The 16,054-nt window shown below is 39.3% G+C and carries 13 protein-coding genes, 1 pseudogene and 1 riboswitch; of the genes and pseudogenes, 8 read left to right on the top strand and 6 right to left on the bottom strand.

Annotation, left to right across the window (positions count from 1 at the left end; genetic code table 11):
- Positions 1-417: pseudogene (locus CWC16_RS13990) on the top strand (ribonuclease E); the annotation flags it as partial.
- 471 nt (positions 418-888) lie between these two features.
- Here CWC16_RS13990 and yejK read toward each other — a convergent pair.
- Positions 889-1,905, bottom strand: a complete 1,017-nt coding sequence (yejK, locus tag CWC16_RS13995) for a nucleoid-associated protein YejK (RefSeq protein WP_055015645.1) — start codon at positions 1,903-1,905, stop codon at positions 889-891.
- A 62-nt stretch (positions 1,906-1,967) separates the two neighbouring features.
- Here yejK and CWC16_RS14000 point away from each other — a divergent pair, with 62 nt between their 5' ends.
- From CWC16_RS14000 to CWC16_RS14025, 6 genes are all read left to right on the top strand, one after another.
- Positions 1,968-2,180: a YejL family protein gene (locus CWC16_RS14000; RefSeq protein WP_004588923.1), complete on the top strand. Its 213-nt coding sequence runs from the start codon at positions 1,968-1,970 to the stop codon at positions 2,178-2,180.
- 5 nt (positions 2,181-2,185) lie between these two features.
- The gene (locus CWC16_RS14005) at positions 2,186-3,682 is read left to right on the top strand and encodes a DUF3413 domain-containing protein (RefSeq protein ID WP_138541959.1); all 1,497 of its coding nucleotides are present in this window, start codon (positions 2,186-2,188) and stop codon (positions 3,680-3,682) included.
- Positions 3,683-3,764: 82 nt separating this feature from the next.
- A complete protein-coding gene (locus CWC16_RS14010) occupies positions 3,765-4,244 on the top strand; it encodes a DUF4124 domain-containing protein (RefSeq protein ID WP_138541960.1) in 480 nt (159 codons plus the stop codon).
- A 185-nt stretch (positions 4,245-4,429) separates the two neighbouring features.
- Complete coding sequence (gene aceK / locus CWC16_RS14015; protein WP_138541961.1) at positions 4,430-6,148, top strand: bifunctional isocitrate dehydrogenase kinase/phosphatase; 1,719 nt, start codon at positions 4,430-4,432, stop codon at positions 6,146-6,148.
- A gap of 17 nt (positions 6,149-6,165) precedes the next feature.
- Entirely contained in the window at positions 6,166-7,104 is a 939-nt protein-coding gene (locus tag CWC16_RS14020; RefSeq protein WP_024032602.1) for a LysR family transcriptional regulator, read from the top strand.
- Between the two features lie 175 nt (positions 7,105-7,279).
- Entirely contained in the window at positions 7,280-7,723 is a 444-nt protein-coding gene (locus tag CWC16_RS14025) for a ferritin-like domain-containing protein (RefSeq protein ID WP_055015648.1), read from the top strand.
- 43 nt (positions 7,724-7,766) lie between these two features.
- On the opposite strand, the gene CWC16_RS14030 is transcribed toward CWC16_RS14025, so the two are convergent.
- The 4 genes from CWC16_RS14030 to CWC16_RS14045 form a co-directional block, all read right to left on the bottom strand.
- Positions 7,767-9,503, bottom strand: coding sequence for a hypothetical protein (locus CWC16_RS14030; RefSeq protein ID WP_138541962.1), 1,737 nt, complete (start codon positions 9,501-9,503; stop codon positions 7,767-7,769).
- Positions 9,504-9,552: 49 nt separating this feature from the next.
- Positions 9,553-9,636: riboswitch (cyclic di-GMP riboswitch) on the bottom strand.
- A gap of 190 nt (positions 9,637-9,826) precedes the next feature.
- Positions 9,827-12,862: a TonB-dependent receptor plug domain-containing protein gene (locus tag CWC16_RS14035; RefSeq protein WP_138541963.1), complete on the bottom strand. Its 3,036-nt coding sequence runs from the start codon at positions 12,860-12,862 to the stop codon at positions 9,827-9,829.
- An 8-nt stretch (positions 12,863-12,870) separates the two neighbouring features.
- Positions 12,871-13,947 carry a FecR family protein gene (locus CWC16_RS14040; protein ID WP_138541964.1) on the bottom strand — a complete coding sequence of 359 codons (1,077 nt, stop codon included), beginning with the start codon at positions 13,945-13,947 and terminating at the stop codon, positions 12,871-12,873.
- Positions 13,944-14,519 (bottom strand): RNA polymerase sigma factor, encoded by a 576-nt coding sequence (locus CWC16_RS14045; protein WP_055015652.1) that lies wholly within the window; start codon positions 14,517-14,519, stop codon positions 13,944-13,946. Before CWC16_RS14045 ends, CWC16_RS14040 begins: the two co-directional genes overlap by 4 nt.
- A 118-nt stretch (positions 14,520-14,637) precedes the next feature.
- On the opposite strand from CWC16_RS14045, the gene CWC16_RS14050 reads away from it, so the two are divergent.
- Entirely contained in the window at positions 14,638-15,153 is a 516-nt protein-coding gene (locus CWC16_RS14050) for a DUF2937 family protein (RefSeq protein WP_138541965.1), read from the top strand.
- On the opposite strand, the gene CWC16_RS14055 is transcribed toward CWC16_RS14050, so the two are convergent.
- Positions 15,133-16,020: a LysR family transcriptional regulator gene (locus CWC16_RS14055; RefSeq protein ID WP_138541966.1), complete on the bottom strand. Its 888-nt coding sequence runs from the start codon at positions 16,018-16,020 to the stop codon at positions 15,133-15,135. The two genes, CWC16_RS14050 and CWC16_RS14055, sit on opposite strands and share 21 nt — an antisense overlap.
- Positions 16,021-16,054: the final 34 nt, after the last annotated feature.

The raw sequence follows: 16,054 nt of genomic DNA on the forward strand, positions 1-16,054 counted from the left end.
CCTGTTAAAGCAGAGCCTGAAATAGCTGAACAACCAGAAACGCCAGAGCCTGGTAAAACAGAGCCTGAAATAGCTGAACAACCAGAAACGCCAGAGCCTGTTAAAGCAGAGCCTGAAGTAGCTGAGCAACCAGCAACACCAGAGCCTGTTAAAGCAGAGCCTGTAGCAGCTGAGCAACCAGTTACTACAAATGCAACTCAAAAAGATGCAAATGCTAAAACGGCTATCACCAAAGGCGCGGCAAGTGCACCAATGGCACAGCCGACACCTGTTGCTGATAGCGACGTAAAGCATACATCAGTTGCCATGGCACACGACAAACGTGAGTTAGTGCCTGATAGCGGCTTACGCGCAGGTTCAATTAAACCAGCAGGTCGTGCAAGTTCTGCAATGACTAAAACAATGAGCGCTGAGTAACCCTTAGCCTAATTAAAAAGCCCCGCTATTAATAAATAGCGGGGCTTTTTTGTTTTAAAACCTGTCTTGTCCTGAAATGTATTTTCTCATTTGCCCCTCTTTCGCTTCTCTTTGTGCAATAGATCTTTATTAGCAAAAATAAATAGCTGCGTTGCTTCTCGCCTAAGCAAACTTTATGACTCCAGCCAAACTTAAAAACCTTGAATAATAGTAACTTGTAGACGCACAACTTATTGGCGTGCCGGGCAAAGCCCGTAATAAACGTATATTCACAAAGAGGATATGAGACGCTGCGCTTTTAGAGAACAAATGAAAAAATAATTGTTTAAATTGGTGTTGTTTTCTCATTTTATTCTCATTCACTTTTCTTTGTGCAATAGACTTTTAAGTGGCTTTACTACCTAGCAAAAATAAAAAAGCGCGATATAAATATCGCGCTCTTAAATCGGCTTTTAATTAGATCAAATGAGTTTACTCACTTTCACTTTCCATAAAACGTTGTAGTTGATCTTTTAAGTTAGGTGGAATGCCTTTAATGACTAGTGTATCGGTCGCTTCATTGTAAGTTACACGCTCGCCTAAATGTTTGCGCTCAAAACTTACACTTACACCGCCGCCTAAGCCCGAGAACTTAACCATACTGGTCACGGTTTTTTTATCAACGGGGAAAGAGTCTTCTAAATCGTAGCTTTGCTCTTTACAAAAGCTGTCAAATGGACTGTCATCGCCTTTAGTTAAAGTCGCCGAAAGTTCAGTTACGCTTGCATCTTCACCTGTGGTTACACAGTCATTACAGTAGTCAAATACTTGCTTACGTAATTCGTCTTTTTCTGATTTATCAAACTCCTGCTCAGATAAATAATCTTCAACAGCGCTGAGCATCACTTGGCTTTGTTGTTTAGGGTCTATGCCCTCTTCACACCCTAAAAAATCTAAGAAAAAGTCTGCTACTTTTCTCCCTGCTCGCCCTTTAATAAACGAAATATAACGATTGTCGTCAGCTTGTGTGTCCCATGCGGTTAAATCAATGCGAGCTGCTAATTGCATGCGCGATATATCTAAGTGGCGCGACGCTGCTAAATCGAGCTCTGAGGTCATGCTGTAGTGCTCTTTAATGTTGATCATAGCTATTAGCATGTAATCAGTAGCCACATACTGATAATGACAAAATACTAAATAACCGGTTTCACTAAAGGCGTACTTATCAAGCTCTTCTTTTAAAACCGTAGATGCTTGCTCGGTCATGTGCCAAAAGCCTAATTCGTCGTTACGATAGCTTTGCATTGCTGACGCTACAACACTGTTTTTATCGCCACTAAATGCACAGTAACCTTTGCCTGGCTTTGAGTTGTATGCATGATGGAGTTGTTCGATAAAAACAGCGACTTTATCATTAATCACCATTTCATCGTTTCGGAGGTGAATTTGCGTATCGTCGTCTTTTTTGTCTACATAATGAACGACTAATTTTTTAACGTCTGTTGTCATCTTTGTTTTTCACGCCTCTGGTGTTAAAATACGAGAATATAACTCTTTTATTGAACCAACTGATGCCAATCTTATCAAAATACTCTAATGAAGAAGTAGAACAAATCGTCGATCAGCTCATTGATGTGCTAACGCAACATAATGCGCCGGTTGATTTAAGCCTTATGTGTTTAGGAAATTCTATCACGCATATCCTAAAAGAGCATGTACCTGCAGGGAAAAGACAAGCCGTAACTGAGAACTTTGCAAAAGCACTTGCTCAGTCGGTTAAATAAATTATATGAATTTATCGCAGCACAATCATTTTTCATCTAAAGCGAGTCAGTTATTAAGTTGGGGCCATTGGTTCACTTTTGCAAACATTGGTTTAGCGCTTTTTATTAGCCTAAGTTTTTTATTTGCTGATTCACCGCCAACTAGCTTTATGGGTATTACCTATATGTTAGTGACGTGGTTAAGCCATACGAGCTTTATCGCTTTTTTAGCGTTTGTGCTGACGGTATTTCCTTTAAGCTTAGTGTTTCCTTATCCCCGCCATATTCGAGGTATGGCTGCCGTTATTGCAACACTTGGGGCATCTATATTAACGCTTGATGCATATGTATATGTTAATTTGGGCTACCACTTAAGCTCTTCTGCGCTACCGGAAATTATTTCTTTACTATGGCATCGCCTTACTAGCTCACCGGCCCTTACTACATTGTTAGCTGGGGGGATTGTTTTACTTATTTTAGGCTTTCAGCTAGTTGTAAGTAACTATACATGGCAGCATTTAGCGCGTTTAAAACAACTTAAGTTTGCCCGTTTTGCCAGCTCGTTTTTAGTATTGTGTTTTGCACTTAGCCACAGTATTCACATTTGGGCCGATGCAAATTTAAAGTTTGATATAACGAAGCAAGATAACGTTTTACCGCTTTCGTACCCTACAACCGCTAAAAGTTTATTAGCTAAAAATGATTTACTCGACATTGAAAGCTACAAACAAGCTCACGATGTAAGAATTAATAATCAAAACGTTAATTATCAAATTCCTTCGCCTTTACAAAAGTGCGACGATTACACCGAGCAACAAGTTGATATTTTTGTATTTGAGAGCGACGAACAGTTAAAACAGTTTGTTGCTAAACATGAAAACCTACATAGGACTGATCAGTTTTTACAGCCAACACACCATGGCGATAGCTTATTTAGTTTAGTGTATGGCTTACCTTCTTTTTATAAAATGAGTATTTTATCAGAGCAAACCTTGCCTGCATGGCAAAGCCAACGAAGAAGCATTGAACTTACGGGCATTGAAGAATTAAGCTTTATAAACGACCAAGCCCACTCAAACAGTGCGATTAGAATTATAAAAGCAGAGGATGCCCCTTCTCCACGCAATGACGACACGCATATTTTTGCCTTTAGCTTAGCGAATAATAGCTCAGAAGTAGTTACATCATCGGTGTTATACAGCTCTGATAAGCAAATAGCCAAGGTAGACGGGCTTATTCAACCTAGTGATATTATTGCAACCAGTGTAGGGCAATACTTAAACTGTAAGTCTGTTGTTACGCAAACCATGCTAGGTGAAAACCTCTATAAGAAAAAAACAGATACCGGCGTTAACTACTCGCAAGGTGTAGTTATTGCTTACAAAAAAGATAGAATTACGCTTATAGATTCAGACGGTAACTATAAAAATATATCTGCCGCTGAAGGTTTTTCTATAGAGCAAAGTCTCGATATCCCGTTTTTAGTACAAAGTATTAAAAAGCTAAAAACCTACACACAATAGTCCTATCCCTTAACCTAGCTTGCTATACCACCAAGCTAGGTTATATTTACTAAATCATAGTAAACGCTCAGGGATGAACTTAATGCAAAAACACACACTTTTTTTATGCGCAGTAATGGTACTTCCACTTTCTCTGCATGCGCAAAATGCCACAACCTACTATAAATGCGTGACAAAAAACGGCACTATCTTTTCGCAATTCCCATGTAAAGATAACGCTACCGCCTACACAATTAATACTGTATCAGGAATTAATACTGCACCGGCGCAAGATTACACAAAAGAGCTAAACGCACTCGAGCGCGAACGTATTGTGCTTGATCTGCAAGCAGAATTGAGAAGCAATAATAATAAGTTAGCAATTATAAAACGTAAGAAAGACCGCGCTGAGTACAATCAGCAACAGCGACTTAATCGAATTTTAGATGACGAGGATAAAAAGTTAATTAGCAAAGATATAACCAAGCAGTTAAAAATAATAAATAAAGAGCATAAAAAGCAAACAACCGAAATTGAAAAACGTATTAAAAAGTTAGAGAAAAAAATAGCCTCCTTCCAATAGCATAGCTTTTACCATCACACTCAATTATGCTTTAAGCGCAAAGTATAAAAACCGAGAATATTTATCTTGGTTTTAAACTTAAAATAACATACCCTTAACAACTATAGAGTTAAAGCTCTAACGTGTATAACGTATCCGCACCACTAACACTAAAAACGTTATATGCACTTTTTTAAGGAGTGTTTATGCAGCCACGCCACATAGCAGAATTAATTTTAACGGGCTTTAAAAAGCATTATCAGCTGTTTCAAAAAACTACCGCTCAAGCCCCGCTTGCCTTCGCTAAACGTGATTGGCAGCATATTAATGACATAAGTAAACTGCGCATTAGTTATTACGATGACAGAGTAAACGAAACAACAAAAGCATTAAAACAGGCACACTTAACTGAGCACTTAGATGAACAGCTTTGGCTAGAAGTAAAAAAACTGTACCAACGTTTTTTATGCTTCCACCCTCAAGCTGAACTTGCCGAAACGTTTTATAACTCAGTATTTTGCCGTTTGTACCACAGGCGCTATTTTCATAACGACTTTATATTTGTACAAGCCACATTAAAAGATGCGCCTGCTATTCCTGTTGAGGCAGAATACCGAAGCTACTTTCCTGTGGTTGATGGTTTAAAACCCACTATAAAGCGCATTATTGAACATTTTGATTTTAAAGCCCCATTTGTAAATTTAGAGCGTGATATACGTTTGCTCGTAAAAGCATTTTATAAACAAGCGCCCGACACACACCACCAACCTTGGCAAATGCGTTTTGATATTTTGCACGCACCTTTTTATCGTAATAAAGCAGCCTATATTGTGGGCAGAGTGGTCTCTCAAAGTGGTGTACAGCCTTTTATTATCGCGGTACTTCATCATGAAGATAAAGGTTTATATCTCGATGCACTGTTAACCAAATCATCGCAAATGCGGGTTATTTTTGGCTTTGCACGTGCCTATTTTATGGTAGAAACCCATGCGCCTTCGGCTATGGTGCGATTTTTAAATCAACTTATGCCTAATAAAACGCTTGCTGAGCTCTACAATGCCATCGGGTTTCATAAACAAGGCAAGACTGAGTTTTACCGTGAGTTTTTACATCACTTATCTCACTCAAACGATAACTTTATAATAGCGCCAGGCACCCCGGGCATGGTGATGATGGTATTTACGCTGCCCTCATTTGGTTACGTCTTTAAAGTTATTAAAGACAAGTTTGGCGAAAGCAAACCGTTTGGCCGCGATACCGTACTTAAACGCTATCAATTGGTAAAAAGTCACGATCGGGTTGGCCGCATGGCCGACACCATAGAGTACTCTAACGTCGTATTTCCTTTGGCTCGCTTTGATAGTAAATTACTAGCGCAGCTGCATAAAACCATTGGCTCATCTATGGTTATTGAAGGGCCGTGGCTTATTATAAAGCACTTATATATTGAAAGGCGCATGACACCGCTCAATTTATTTTTAGAAAATGCAAGCGAAGAAAGTGCCGCCGATGCAATAGAAGAATACGGACAAGCTCTTAAAGAAATGATTGCGGTAAATATATTCCCAGGCGATATGCTGCTTAAAAATTTTGGCGTAAGCAAACACAGCCGAATTATTTTTTACGATTATGATGAGGTTCAGTACTTAACTGATATGAACTTTAGAGCCTTACCTAAGGCCAAAAGCTATGATGATTACTTAACCGATGAACAAAGCTACTCAGTTGCGCCACAGGATGTTTTTCCTGAGCAACTTTGTACCTTTGTAATGCCAAACCCAAAGTACAAACAGTTTTTGCTCAGTACACACCCCGAGCTTGTTGATGTTAGCTTTTGGAAGCAAGCTCAACAAAATATCAAAAAGGGCTATGTTAGTCACATATACCCATACCCGACAGCACAACGCTTTATTCATCACTGGTAAGCGTTAAAGGACACACAATGAACATAAGTAAAATAGATTTAAATTTGCTGGTTTACCTTGATACTCTATTGCGCGAGTGCAATGTAACCCGCGCCGCTAACCAGTTAAGTATTACTCAACCGGCCATGAGTAACGGCCTTAAGCGCTTACGCAATTTGTTTAACGATCCTATTTTGGTGCGCACCAGTGAAGGTATGGTTCCTACAGAGCGCGCTATAGAGCTGCAGCCAGTTATTCGCGGTATATTAATGACTCTAGAGGAAACCCTCGCACCGAATCGTGAATTTGAAGCCAGCCAAAGTAAACGTGTATTTAGAATAATGGCCAGTGACTACGCAGCCAGTACCTTAGCGCCAAAGCTTTTAAGTAAACTTCATGAAGAAGCACCCGATACAACGTTAGATATACTCACACCAAGTGATGTAACATTCCATGATGTTGAAAATGGTAAAGTGGATATGGCCATTAACCGCTTTGAAAACCTACCGCAATCTTTTCATCATAAACGTATTTGGAAAGACAGCTTTTGCTGCTTAGTAAAAGCCGACAACCCAATTATCGAAAATTTCAGCCTAGATAGCTATTTAAAAGCGCGTCATATCTGGGTAAGTAAAACCGGCTTTGGGGTAGGTGTAGGAATGGACCCTAAAGATGTACAAAAGCTAGGTTGGGTTGATGAAGCACTTGCTCATTTTGGTAAACACCGAAATATTGCCACGTTTACCCGTAATTACCACGTAGCCATTCATTTAGCCAAAGAGCAAAACTTAGTAGCAACCTTACCTTCAAAAGCTGCCAATATTTACTTAGATGATGCAGGCCTTAAAATTTTAGAGCCGCCATTTCCTATACCGCCTTTTGAGCTTGATATGATTTGGAGCCCTTTACTACATCGCGACGCAAGTCATATTTGGTTGCGCCAAAAAGTAGCCGAAGTGGCAGATGAACTTAAATAACCTTATTACAAAAGCCATGTAAAATTTGCGAGGTTATATTAATTTAAATAACCTCGCTTGCTATTAATAATATATAATAAACTTAAATTTCAAACACTTAAAAACAAATCGAAAACTTGGAATGCCCTTTGCTCTATTTACTATGACATTTAAATTCATGTAAAGAGAGGTCATTATGAATACCCATCAAGGAACCGAAGCAACTCATATTACTGACATCATCCAAGTAATGAACAGTGGCATTGATTTTTATCAAAAAGCGCAAGAAAAAGTTGAAGACCCAGCCATTGGCGCATTATTTCAACGCATGATTGACGCACGAAAAGTAAGTGTTGAGCGCTTACAACCTTATGCAGTTAACGAAAAAGGCGAGCGTGAAGACGGCTCTTCTTTTGCTGTAGAAGCGCGCAGAGCTTACACCGCCCTGCTCACTACTTTCAGCTCTGATAACGATAAAACATACGTTAAGGAGCTTGAAGAAGTAGAAGATAAAACTCTTGAAGAAATTAAAGCAGCTATGGACAAACCACAGCCCGCTGATTGTGAAGCTGCATTAGCTAAAACGTTATTAACCATGCAAAGTTGCCATACAGAAATGAGCCGCATGCAAAAGCACTAAGTACTTAAATGGCTTAGTTAAAATTTAACTAAGCCATTTTAAATTATTTTTCCAAAGTCATAGCTATAGCTGCATATTGTCTAAACCAATTGATTCTGCCTACTGCATGTCTCATTATATTATTAGAACGATTTATAATTGATGGCTCAAATTTAGACAGCTCTCGCCAATCATAAGAGAATGCAATTTGCTCACTTTTTTGACTAATACCATCTCCAGTTACAAATTGCGGTATAGGTCCAGGTCCAATGGCGATGCGTTCAATGGCGGTTTTTGCTAAACACTTCATAACATCTACATTATTCAAGTATCCCTCTTTATCAGCTACAACAAAAAACCCAACATCGATATGACCATGACTAATATCTTCATATCTTTCGTACGATTCTCCGCGACGGTCCCAATTATAATTCCATGTGCAGGCACCATCATTCTGAAATTCGAGGTTTTCTGTAAAAAAATCTATTATGCCCATTATTTTTGTTTTGTAAAAATCAGGTCTATCACCCCATTTATCCAAGTAGAGCATAGCAGTTGCCATAGTTAGATTATGATTATGTGCTAAAGGGTTACTGTATAAACCAGTATCGCCATAATTCTCATTATAAAGATTTACATAGTAAAAGCTGCCTTTTATAGCTGAGTTCTTACTATCGCTGTATGAGCTTTCATGGCTGTCAACAATCTTATGAGCACTCAATGTATATGAATCGGCAAAAGAGAAATAATCCGTTAGATTTTCTGTTCTAATTATATCAACTATACGCATAATACCGTTTAAAATCATACCATCAGTCAATACAGTTATACTTGAATCACTAAGTGATCTCTCCCAACCGGGCGCAATCTTATCTCTTTCGTTTAAAAAAAGTTTAGGTGCTCGTTTATAATTATTCGATGCAGAAAAGCTATTTCTATTTCGTGTTATATCTGTATCACTAAGCATTTTATTAGCTAACTCTACAGCTAAATCTAAATACTCGAGGTTTTTGGTTACACTATAAAAGTGTAGGTATGTTCTTAACCAATAATACCCATTCCACGCATACTCGTTTCCTGTGTTAGCTGTATTGTTAATAAGTGGGTTACCTGGATATTTGATAGATATCATTTCAGCTAACTCAGAGATAGTATTTACAGCTGAGACATTAGGATTAGGTACATCTAATCCTATTATTAAATCATCTGGTGTAATATTGTGGAATTCAAAAAATGAGTCCTCTTTTACAGATATTAGTTGTGGGTCTCCTGAGGCGCTTACCCCGAAATTACGGCTATTCTCAAAGTTATTTAAGTCGATTAATCCTAAACCCTGCAGTGCGCCTTCTGAAAATTTATTAGACCTTCTAAATAACCAGTCGAATGAGATATCTATAGGATCAATATAGTCTTTTTTTACTGAAACACTTTTGACCCCGTCGGAAGCAATTAACTCTCCATCTTTTACTGTAATTTCTAGAAAACGTGTTTGATAAAAATTAAGCTTATTCCATATACCTGGGTATTTATCACCAAACTTCATTTGTACACTTGACTGATTAAATAATACAAACTCCTTTGTATTAGAATTAGATAGTAAATAGGTTTTCTTAGATGGGTCACTTGGTACTTCACCGAGCCACACTACAATTTTAAACGGACCTGTTGGTTGCCATACGTCAAAACTGGCATAACTGTCGACGCCATTGAACCTTATAGCGGTATCAGCCAGAACTGTTTTCACATTAAATGAAAGTATTAATAACAGGGTAAGAAGTGATTTGATATTCATCATATTCATACGATCTCCAATGAGATGGCATGACGCTTTACTGCATACAACATATGTACGAGGCGATCCCGCTATCATAGGCTAAGCCCTTAGACCGGAGACTTTGCGTCTTCACCTTTCAGTGAATTTGCCGAAATTAATGTTAATAAATTTAGTTCCAATTGTTCGAAAAACATTCAGGAACGAGGTGAATTCTAATCCTTTATTACTTCCTGTCAACAATAAAAATTAATAAATTATTATTAAAAAATAATTACCTTCAAAAATAGTAAGTTACGAAAAAAGGGCCTTACGGCCCTTTGAACTTAAATAACATAAGGGAGTGTTATTTATTAAAAGCGGTATTCTGCACCTACGTAGTAGTATGCACCGTTAAAACCAAATGGTGCAGAGCGGCGAGAGTATTCAAATACACCATCGCTGCTTACAATTGTATTACCGTTAGCGTCTACAATTGTGCCCGAACGTGAGTTACCAATGGTGTTTTTATCTGGGTATACGTCAAATAAGTTGTTTGCACCAATATTGACAGATAAATCTTCGGTCACAAAATAGTTAACTTTAACGTCAGTTAAAATTTCTGCTCCGTAAGTTTGCCGACCGCCATCTTCTACTGTGTATTCACCAAAGCGGTTAAGTGAAAGGTTTACTGTCCAGTCACCACGCTGATAAAGCGCACTTAAATTAATGCGATCTTCTGGTTGCCACTCTTCAATAATTGAAATTTCTTGATCAGAGAATACATCTTCAACAGGTACTGTTTCTAGCCCTGAACCCGATGGCGTAAATAACGATACAACCTCAGTTTCTGTAAAGTTAGCCGCTAAAGTAAAATCAAGTGTGCCGCCTAAGCCCTCAGTATTCCAAGTCGCTACAAAATCAATACCCGAAGTTTCGGTATCGGCACCATTTAAGAAAAACTGCCCTGCACCTGCGCCTGAGCTGATTAATGCCGCATCTAGGCTTGAAGAAAGCCCTTTGCCTAAACGGTTACTAATTACTATGCGGTCGTCAATATCAATTGAGTAGTAATCTACAGTAACATTAATGTTGTCTGTTACATTGTAAACAATACCTAAACTGCGGTTTTGCGATTTTTCTTCTTTAAGCTTTGGAATACCTAGACTTTGCGCAAGGGTTGAGTCGTTTCTGAATGTACCTACTTCCTCAGCAACTAATGAGCCGTCTTCCGCTACAACGAATTGTGTACTAATGTTGTTAAAGTACAATTGCTGCATTGACGGTGCTCTAAAGCCTGAACTTAATGCACCACGCAATGACACATCATCAGTAATTGCCCAGTTACCGGCAAGCTTAAAGTTTACCGTATCGCCAAAGCCTTTGTAATTATCGTAACGCAGTGCGCCTGATAAAATAACATCTTCAATTAGGTAAGTTTCTGCATCAAGGTAAAACGAAATTACATCGCGCGACTCATCAACCGATGACGCCGGTGAAGAACCACCAAAACCTTGAGTGCCACCAGAGGCATCTTCTGAGCCCACTCCGCCACTTAAACCACTATAAATACTTACCCCATCAAGGGTGTCGTAATCACGGTACGCATATTCGCTGCCCTCTAAAATGCGGTATTCATCAGTACGAATTTCTGCACCCATTGCCAGTGAATAGTCATCAAAGTTTTGTGTAAAATCTATATTAATGGTTTGCAGTGATAGCTCCATACCATAAGCATAAGCTTCTCGCGGAATAGTATTGCGTATATCAGCGGCACTTAAACCTTGCTCGTAACGTAAAAAGTTAGCGTACGAGGCATTAACTGTGTCACTGGTTGTGTAATCAATGCTGTTTTCACCGTATGTGTACGATACATCTAAGCTTGCGTCGTTATCAAAATCGGTTTTGTAACCAAAGTTATAAGAAATATCGTCAATGGTGGTATTAATTTTAGGTAAAAAGCCTAACGGGATGGTGGCATCGTTATCTTGTAATACCGGGTTACCGCCTGCATTTGCATTGTGACGGAAAAACGCCGCTGATTCGTTATCGCGCGTTGAATACGTAATAAAGCCATACAACTCGCCATCACCTAACTCATACCCTGTATTAACCGTTAAGCCAAATTGTTGTGAGTCGGCATCGCCAATACGGAAGGTATCTCTATCGGCGGTCAGTTCACGCGGATCGCCAGCCAATAAAGTACCATCACTCAGCTCTGTACAGCCATAAAACTGACATGAGCCATGTAAGCCAGCGCGGTTAGTAGGCGCGCGGTCGCGGTAATTAAGCGTTGCATTTAAGTAGCCGCTATCACCTAGGGCAAACCCTTTATTAAAATCAACGTTTACTGTTTCGCCGTCGCCTTCTGAATATTCGCCGTAATTAACGGCCGCTTTACCGCCTTCGCTGCCATCTTTGAGTACAATATTAATTACACCGGCAATTGCATCTGAGCCGTATTGCGCTGCGGCGCCATCTCGTAATACTTCTATACGTTTAATAGCAGAGGCCGGAATAGCATTCATATCGGTACCTGCGGTACCACGTCCTACTGAGGTGTTGATATGAATAATACTTGCCTGATGACGACGCTTACCATTAATCAGCACTAATGTTTGGTCAGGCCCTAAGCCACGCAGTGTTGCAGGTCGTAAGGCATCTGTGCCGTCACTAATTGACGAGCTTGAAAAGTTAAATGAAGGTGCAATAGATTGCAACATACGGCCAACTTCGGTTTGGCCTGTGTTTTCAAGTGCTTCAGCACTTAAAATATCAACGGGTACGGGTAAATCTTCTACTGAGCGCCCTGCGACACGGCTACCTACAATAGCAATTTTTTCTATATTCTCTTGCGCAACGTCCTCGGCTGCATTCACACCGTGTGAATTTGCTGCAAGCAATGCTGGTAATACAGCTGCACTAACCCCTGAAAGCTTCATCATGTTGTTATCTTTCCTATTGATTTGTTTGAGTTTTATACTCAGTAAACCATTTTGATCGACAACCGCATCGAGCTCAGTCCCCACTAATAATGCTTGCAGTGCATCTAATTGGGTATAAAAACCATAAACCGAATTTGCTTGGTATTTTTTTGCCAACTCATAAGAAAACACTACGGTTTGCTCTGTTTGTTTAGCAAATTCTATTAAGGCTTTGTCTGCTCGCTGCGCTTGTATATCAAATTGCACCATTTTCTGGGTAGTTTGTGTTGCCCCTTGCACACTCATGCTAAAAATAGCCGGAGCAAGTACACTTAAACCACTAAGTAGATGCGTTTGGTTACTGCGCAATTTATATAAACAGCTGACAAACAAAATTCCTCTATAGTTTTTTATCTTTTTTTTAAACTTTTTTTTACCAATAACATTTGAAAATGCAACTTCACCTAACATTTGTTTGATATGCATAACATTTCTTATGATTTAGTTTGCTGTGTTAGGCTCACCATATGCTCACCTAAATGCTCATGCTCTATTGCAAAATTAGTCTGCAAACTCTCAAGTAATCCCTCAACATCTCCGGCTTTAAATACACCCGCTACTTTTATGTTGGCAAGCTCAGCGCTCGACAGCTCAAATCGTGTAGGGGTGTAACGGCTCACTTCATTTAAGGCATCGCTTAAATGCTCACCATTAAAAATTAACATACCGTTCTGCCACGCTAAATCACGTTGTACGTCGTCCACAGAAAGTTGGGTAATAGGCTTGGTAATGCTTTGTTCAATAATTGCTTTTTCGCCTGAGATAACAATATTAGCATTAATATTTCGGACTTTTTTAGCGTTATTATCAGCCAGTTGGTAGTCTTTAAAATCATCAGCATTAACTGCAACACTAGGATCGGTGATCATCACTTTGCCTTCGGTTACAACAAGCTCTAAATCAGACGAGGTATTTCGCTGTACATTAAATACAGTACCCAGTGCCGTAAAGCTTTTATCGCCAGCCATCACACTAAAGGGTCGAGCTGGATCTTTTGCTACATTAAAACGCCCTTCTCCCTTACTCAGTAATAGCTGACGTCGCCCTTTGCTATAAGCTACCTCGAGTAAACTATTGGTGTTTAGTTGCACAATTGTGCCATCAGGTAAAACGTACGTGGCTTGTTCACCTACTTTGGTTGTATAAATTTTGGTGTAGTTTATTTTGGCCTGCTCTGCGTTGTAGCCGTTTTCAAGACTAATTAATAAATAACTGCACACCATTAATGCCGCAAATAAGCTTGCGGCAATGGCACTAGTAAACGCCCACTTATTTTTCTGCGGTTTTGCATTTCTATGTGGAAACAAACTACTCAGTTCGTTTAATACGGCCAGTTCATCCCACAGCTGGGCCAGTTCGTATACAGCATCTTGATGGGCGGTGCTTTGCATCATCCAGAGCTTAAACTGCTCTTTTTCATTTTTATTTAAGCCTCTGTCAATGGCGCTTATCCATTCACATGCTTTTTCTAAAATTAAATCTTTTGAGGTAAATTGGTGAACGTTGCTCATTTAGCCACCCTCTCAATTGGCAGCGCCGAATTACGAGCTGAATTACTTGCCACAGATTGGTTATAAGTTTGTTCATGTTCTTTCATGTATAACATGGTTTGTAATAACCCTTTGGCTATGTGTTTTTCTACGGTGCTTTCACTTAGTTGCATGTGCTGGGCAATTTCTTTTTGGCTCATACCGTACACTTTTTTAAATATAAAACATTTACGGATAGAAGAATTTAATTGATCCGTTGCTCTACAAAAAAGTAAAAAACGCTCTTTTGAGGTGTATTCATCCTCAAGTTGTGAGGATTTTAGCAGCGGAGGTAATTCTGCATCGTGCTCTAACGAGTCACTAAATTTATTGTCCCATTTGGCTATATGATTAAGTGCTAAGTGCTTTGCAGTTTTGAGCATGTAGCTGCGTCTAAACTGAATATCTTGTTTTAAATCAGCTTCGTAGCTTTTAATAAAAGTTTCTTGCACAATGTCATCTACGTCATCGGGCTGTACAATACGCGACACAAAGCGTTTTAATTGCTTAGTGATATCAACAAACGTTGATGTCATATTTACTTTGGTAGTCATCCTTAACATAGGCCTATTGTTGTTTTATTACCGATAGATTACGAGTTTTTAGCATAAAAACAAGCGTAAATGTTAATTTGCCGTTGTTTAGGTAGGATTTGAGTAAACAGGAGATCAAATGAGTAAATTATTAGATTACATAAGGCTCAGTTTTTTTGCAGCAGGTTTACTATTAGGGGTACAAATACCCGCCTTTGTGAGTGACTACGGCCATGCTTTACAGGCACATTTTGTTGAGGCAAATAACGCATTAGCGCCGTTTAGAAAAGATGCTCAAAACTACTTTAATAACGATTTAAACAAGCTAATTGCCCACTATGAAAATATTGGAGACGATGTAGTCGGTAAAGGGGCTATCCATATCAAAACCCTCTATGATCGACAACAATCCCTACAAGTGGCAGTTAATAACTTTAACCAATCACCTTATTTATATACCTTAACCAGTGGCTTTAGCAGCATTAAAAAGCAAGTATGGCAACGCTTTGAAGGGCAAATAGTGTTAAAAAAAGACTCTATAATAGCAGCGCTTGCAAGCGCCATAATAATTGCTATTTTTGCTGAGTTTTTTGGCTTTATAACCTTGTTTATTATTAAGCGAGGATATTATCGCTTATTCATAGCTGGCAAATAAAGACTTCATGAACTCGTAAAACACCTCTGTTTTACGGGTGGTTAAGCTATTTTGAGGGCGTAAAAACCACACTGGAGCGTCACTTTGTGCCATTGCATTGGGCATAACCTCTACTAAACTTCCGGCACTTAGCTCATCATTAATGGCTATTTTGGATTTAATGGCTATGCCATGTCCCGCAAGTGCTGCCTGCGTCATATTATCGGAATTAGAAATAGTAAAGCGTGTTTTGGCATTAAAGGTGTGTATTTTATTGTTTTCATCATACAGTTTTAACTGCCTTTGCCAGGGTAAGCACACCCAATAGTGCTCAGCTAATTCGCTTAATGTATGGGGCATACCATGCTTTTTTATGTAACTTGGCGCGGCACACAAAATACGCGAGTTATTGACAATCTTACGTGAAAGCAGGCCAGAATCGGTTAACTGCCCTACTCTAATTGCCACGTCTTGCGCATCATCGACTACATTGACAAAATGATCTGTAATTAAAAAATCGAGCTTAAGTGCTGGGTATTGTGTTTCAAACTCGGTCAACTTAGGCATAACATACTTTGAAAATACCCACGGTGGCATAGTCACACGCAATAACCCACTCACCGACGAGCTACGTGCGCCAATGCTATGCTCTGCATCATGCAGGGCTTCTATAATAGCGCCTACGCGATGATAAAATAGCTCACCCGCAGGTGATAACCTTACCCGCCGACTGTCTCTGAACACTAATACGGTTGAGAGCTCGCGCTCTAACTTGCTTAATCTGTGGCTCACAGTTGCTGGTGACAAGCGTTGCTCGCGCGCAGCTGCCAGCACCCCTTTGTTTTCTACCACAGCAATAAATGTTTCTAGGTCAGTTAAATTATACATACGTAGGCTAAACAGTTTTTCATGTTTAATATTT

Origin of the sequence: Pseudoalteromonas sp. S3776 (assembly GCF_005886915.1) — a bacterium.
Taxonomy (GTDB): Bacteria; Pseudomonadota; Gammaproteobacteria; order Enterobacterales; family Alteromonadaceae; genus Pseudoalteromonas.

Coding starts and splice junctions, on each gene's coding strand:
- CWC16_RS14025 (WP_055015648.1), top strand. CDS start 7,280: ATGAATACCCATCAAGGAACCGAAGCAACTCATATTACTGACATCATC.
- CWC16_RS14050 (WP_138541965.1), top strand. CDS start 14,638: ATGAGTAAATTATTAGATTACATAAGGCTCAGTTTTTTTGCAGCAGGT.
- yejK (WP_055015645.1), bottom strand. CDS start 1,905: ATGACAACAGACGTTAAAAAATTAGTCGTTCATTATGTAGACAAAAAA.
- aceK (WP_138541961.1), top strand. CDS start 4,430: ATGCAGCCACGCCACATAGCAGAATTAATTTTAACGGGCTTTAAAAAG.
- CWC16_RS14000 (WP_004588923.1), top strand. CDS start 1,968: ATGCCAATCTTATCAAAATACTCTAATGAAGAAGTAGAACAAATCGTC.
- CWC16_RS14005 (WP_138541959.1), top strand. CDS start 2,186: ATGAATTTATCGCAGCACAATCATTTTTCATCTAAAGCGAGTCAGTTA.
- CWC16_RS14010 (WP_138541960.1), top strand. CDS start 3,765: ATGCAAAAACACACACTTTTTTTATGCGCAGTAATGGTACTTCCACTT.
- CWC16_RS14055 (WP_138541966.1), bottom strand. CDS start 16,020: ATGTATAATTTAACTGACCTAGAAACATTTATTGCTGTGGTAGAAAAC.
- CWC16_RS14045 (WP_055015652.1), bottom strand. CDS start 14,519: ATGACTACCAAAGTAAATATGACATCAACGTTTGTTGATATCACTAAG.
- CWC16_RS14040 (WP_138541964.1), bottom strand. CDS start 13,947: ATGAGCAACGTTCACCAATTTACCTCAAAAGATTTAATTTTAGAAAAA.
- CWC16_RS14030 (WP_138541962.1), bottom strand. CDS start 9,503: ATGAATATGATGAATATCAAATCACTTCTTACCCTGTTATTAATACTT.
- CWC16_RS14035 (WP_138541963.1), bottom strand. CDS start 12,862: ATGCATATCAAACAAATGTTAGGTGAAGTTGCATTTTCAAATGTTATT.
- CWC16_RS14020 (WP_024032602.1), top strand. CDS start 6,166: ATGAACATAAGTAAAATAGATTTAAATTTGCTGGTTTACCTTGATACT.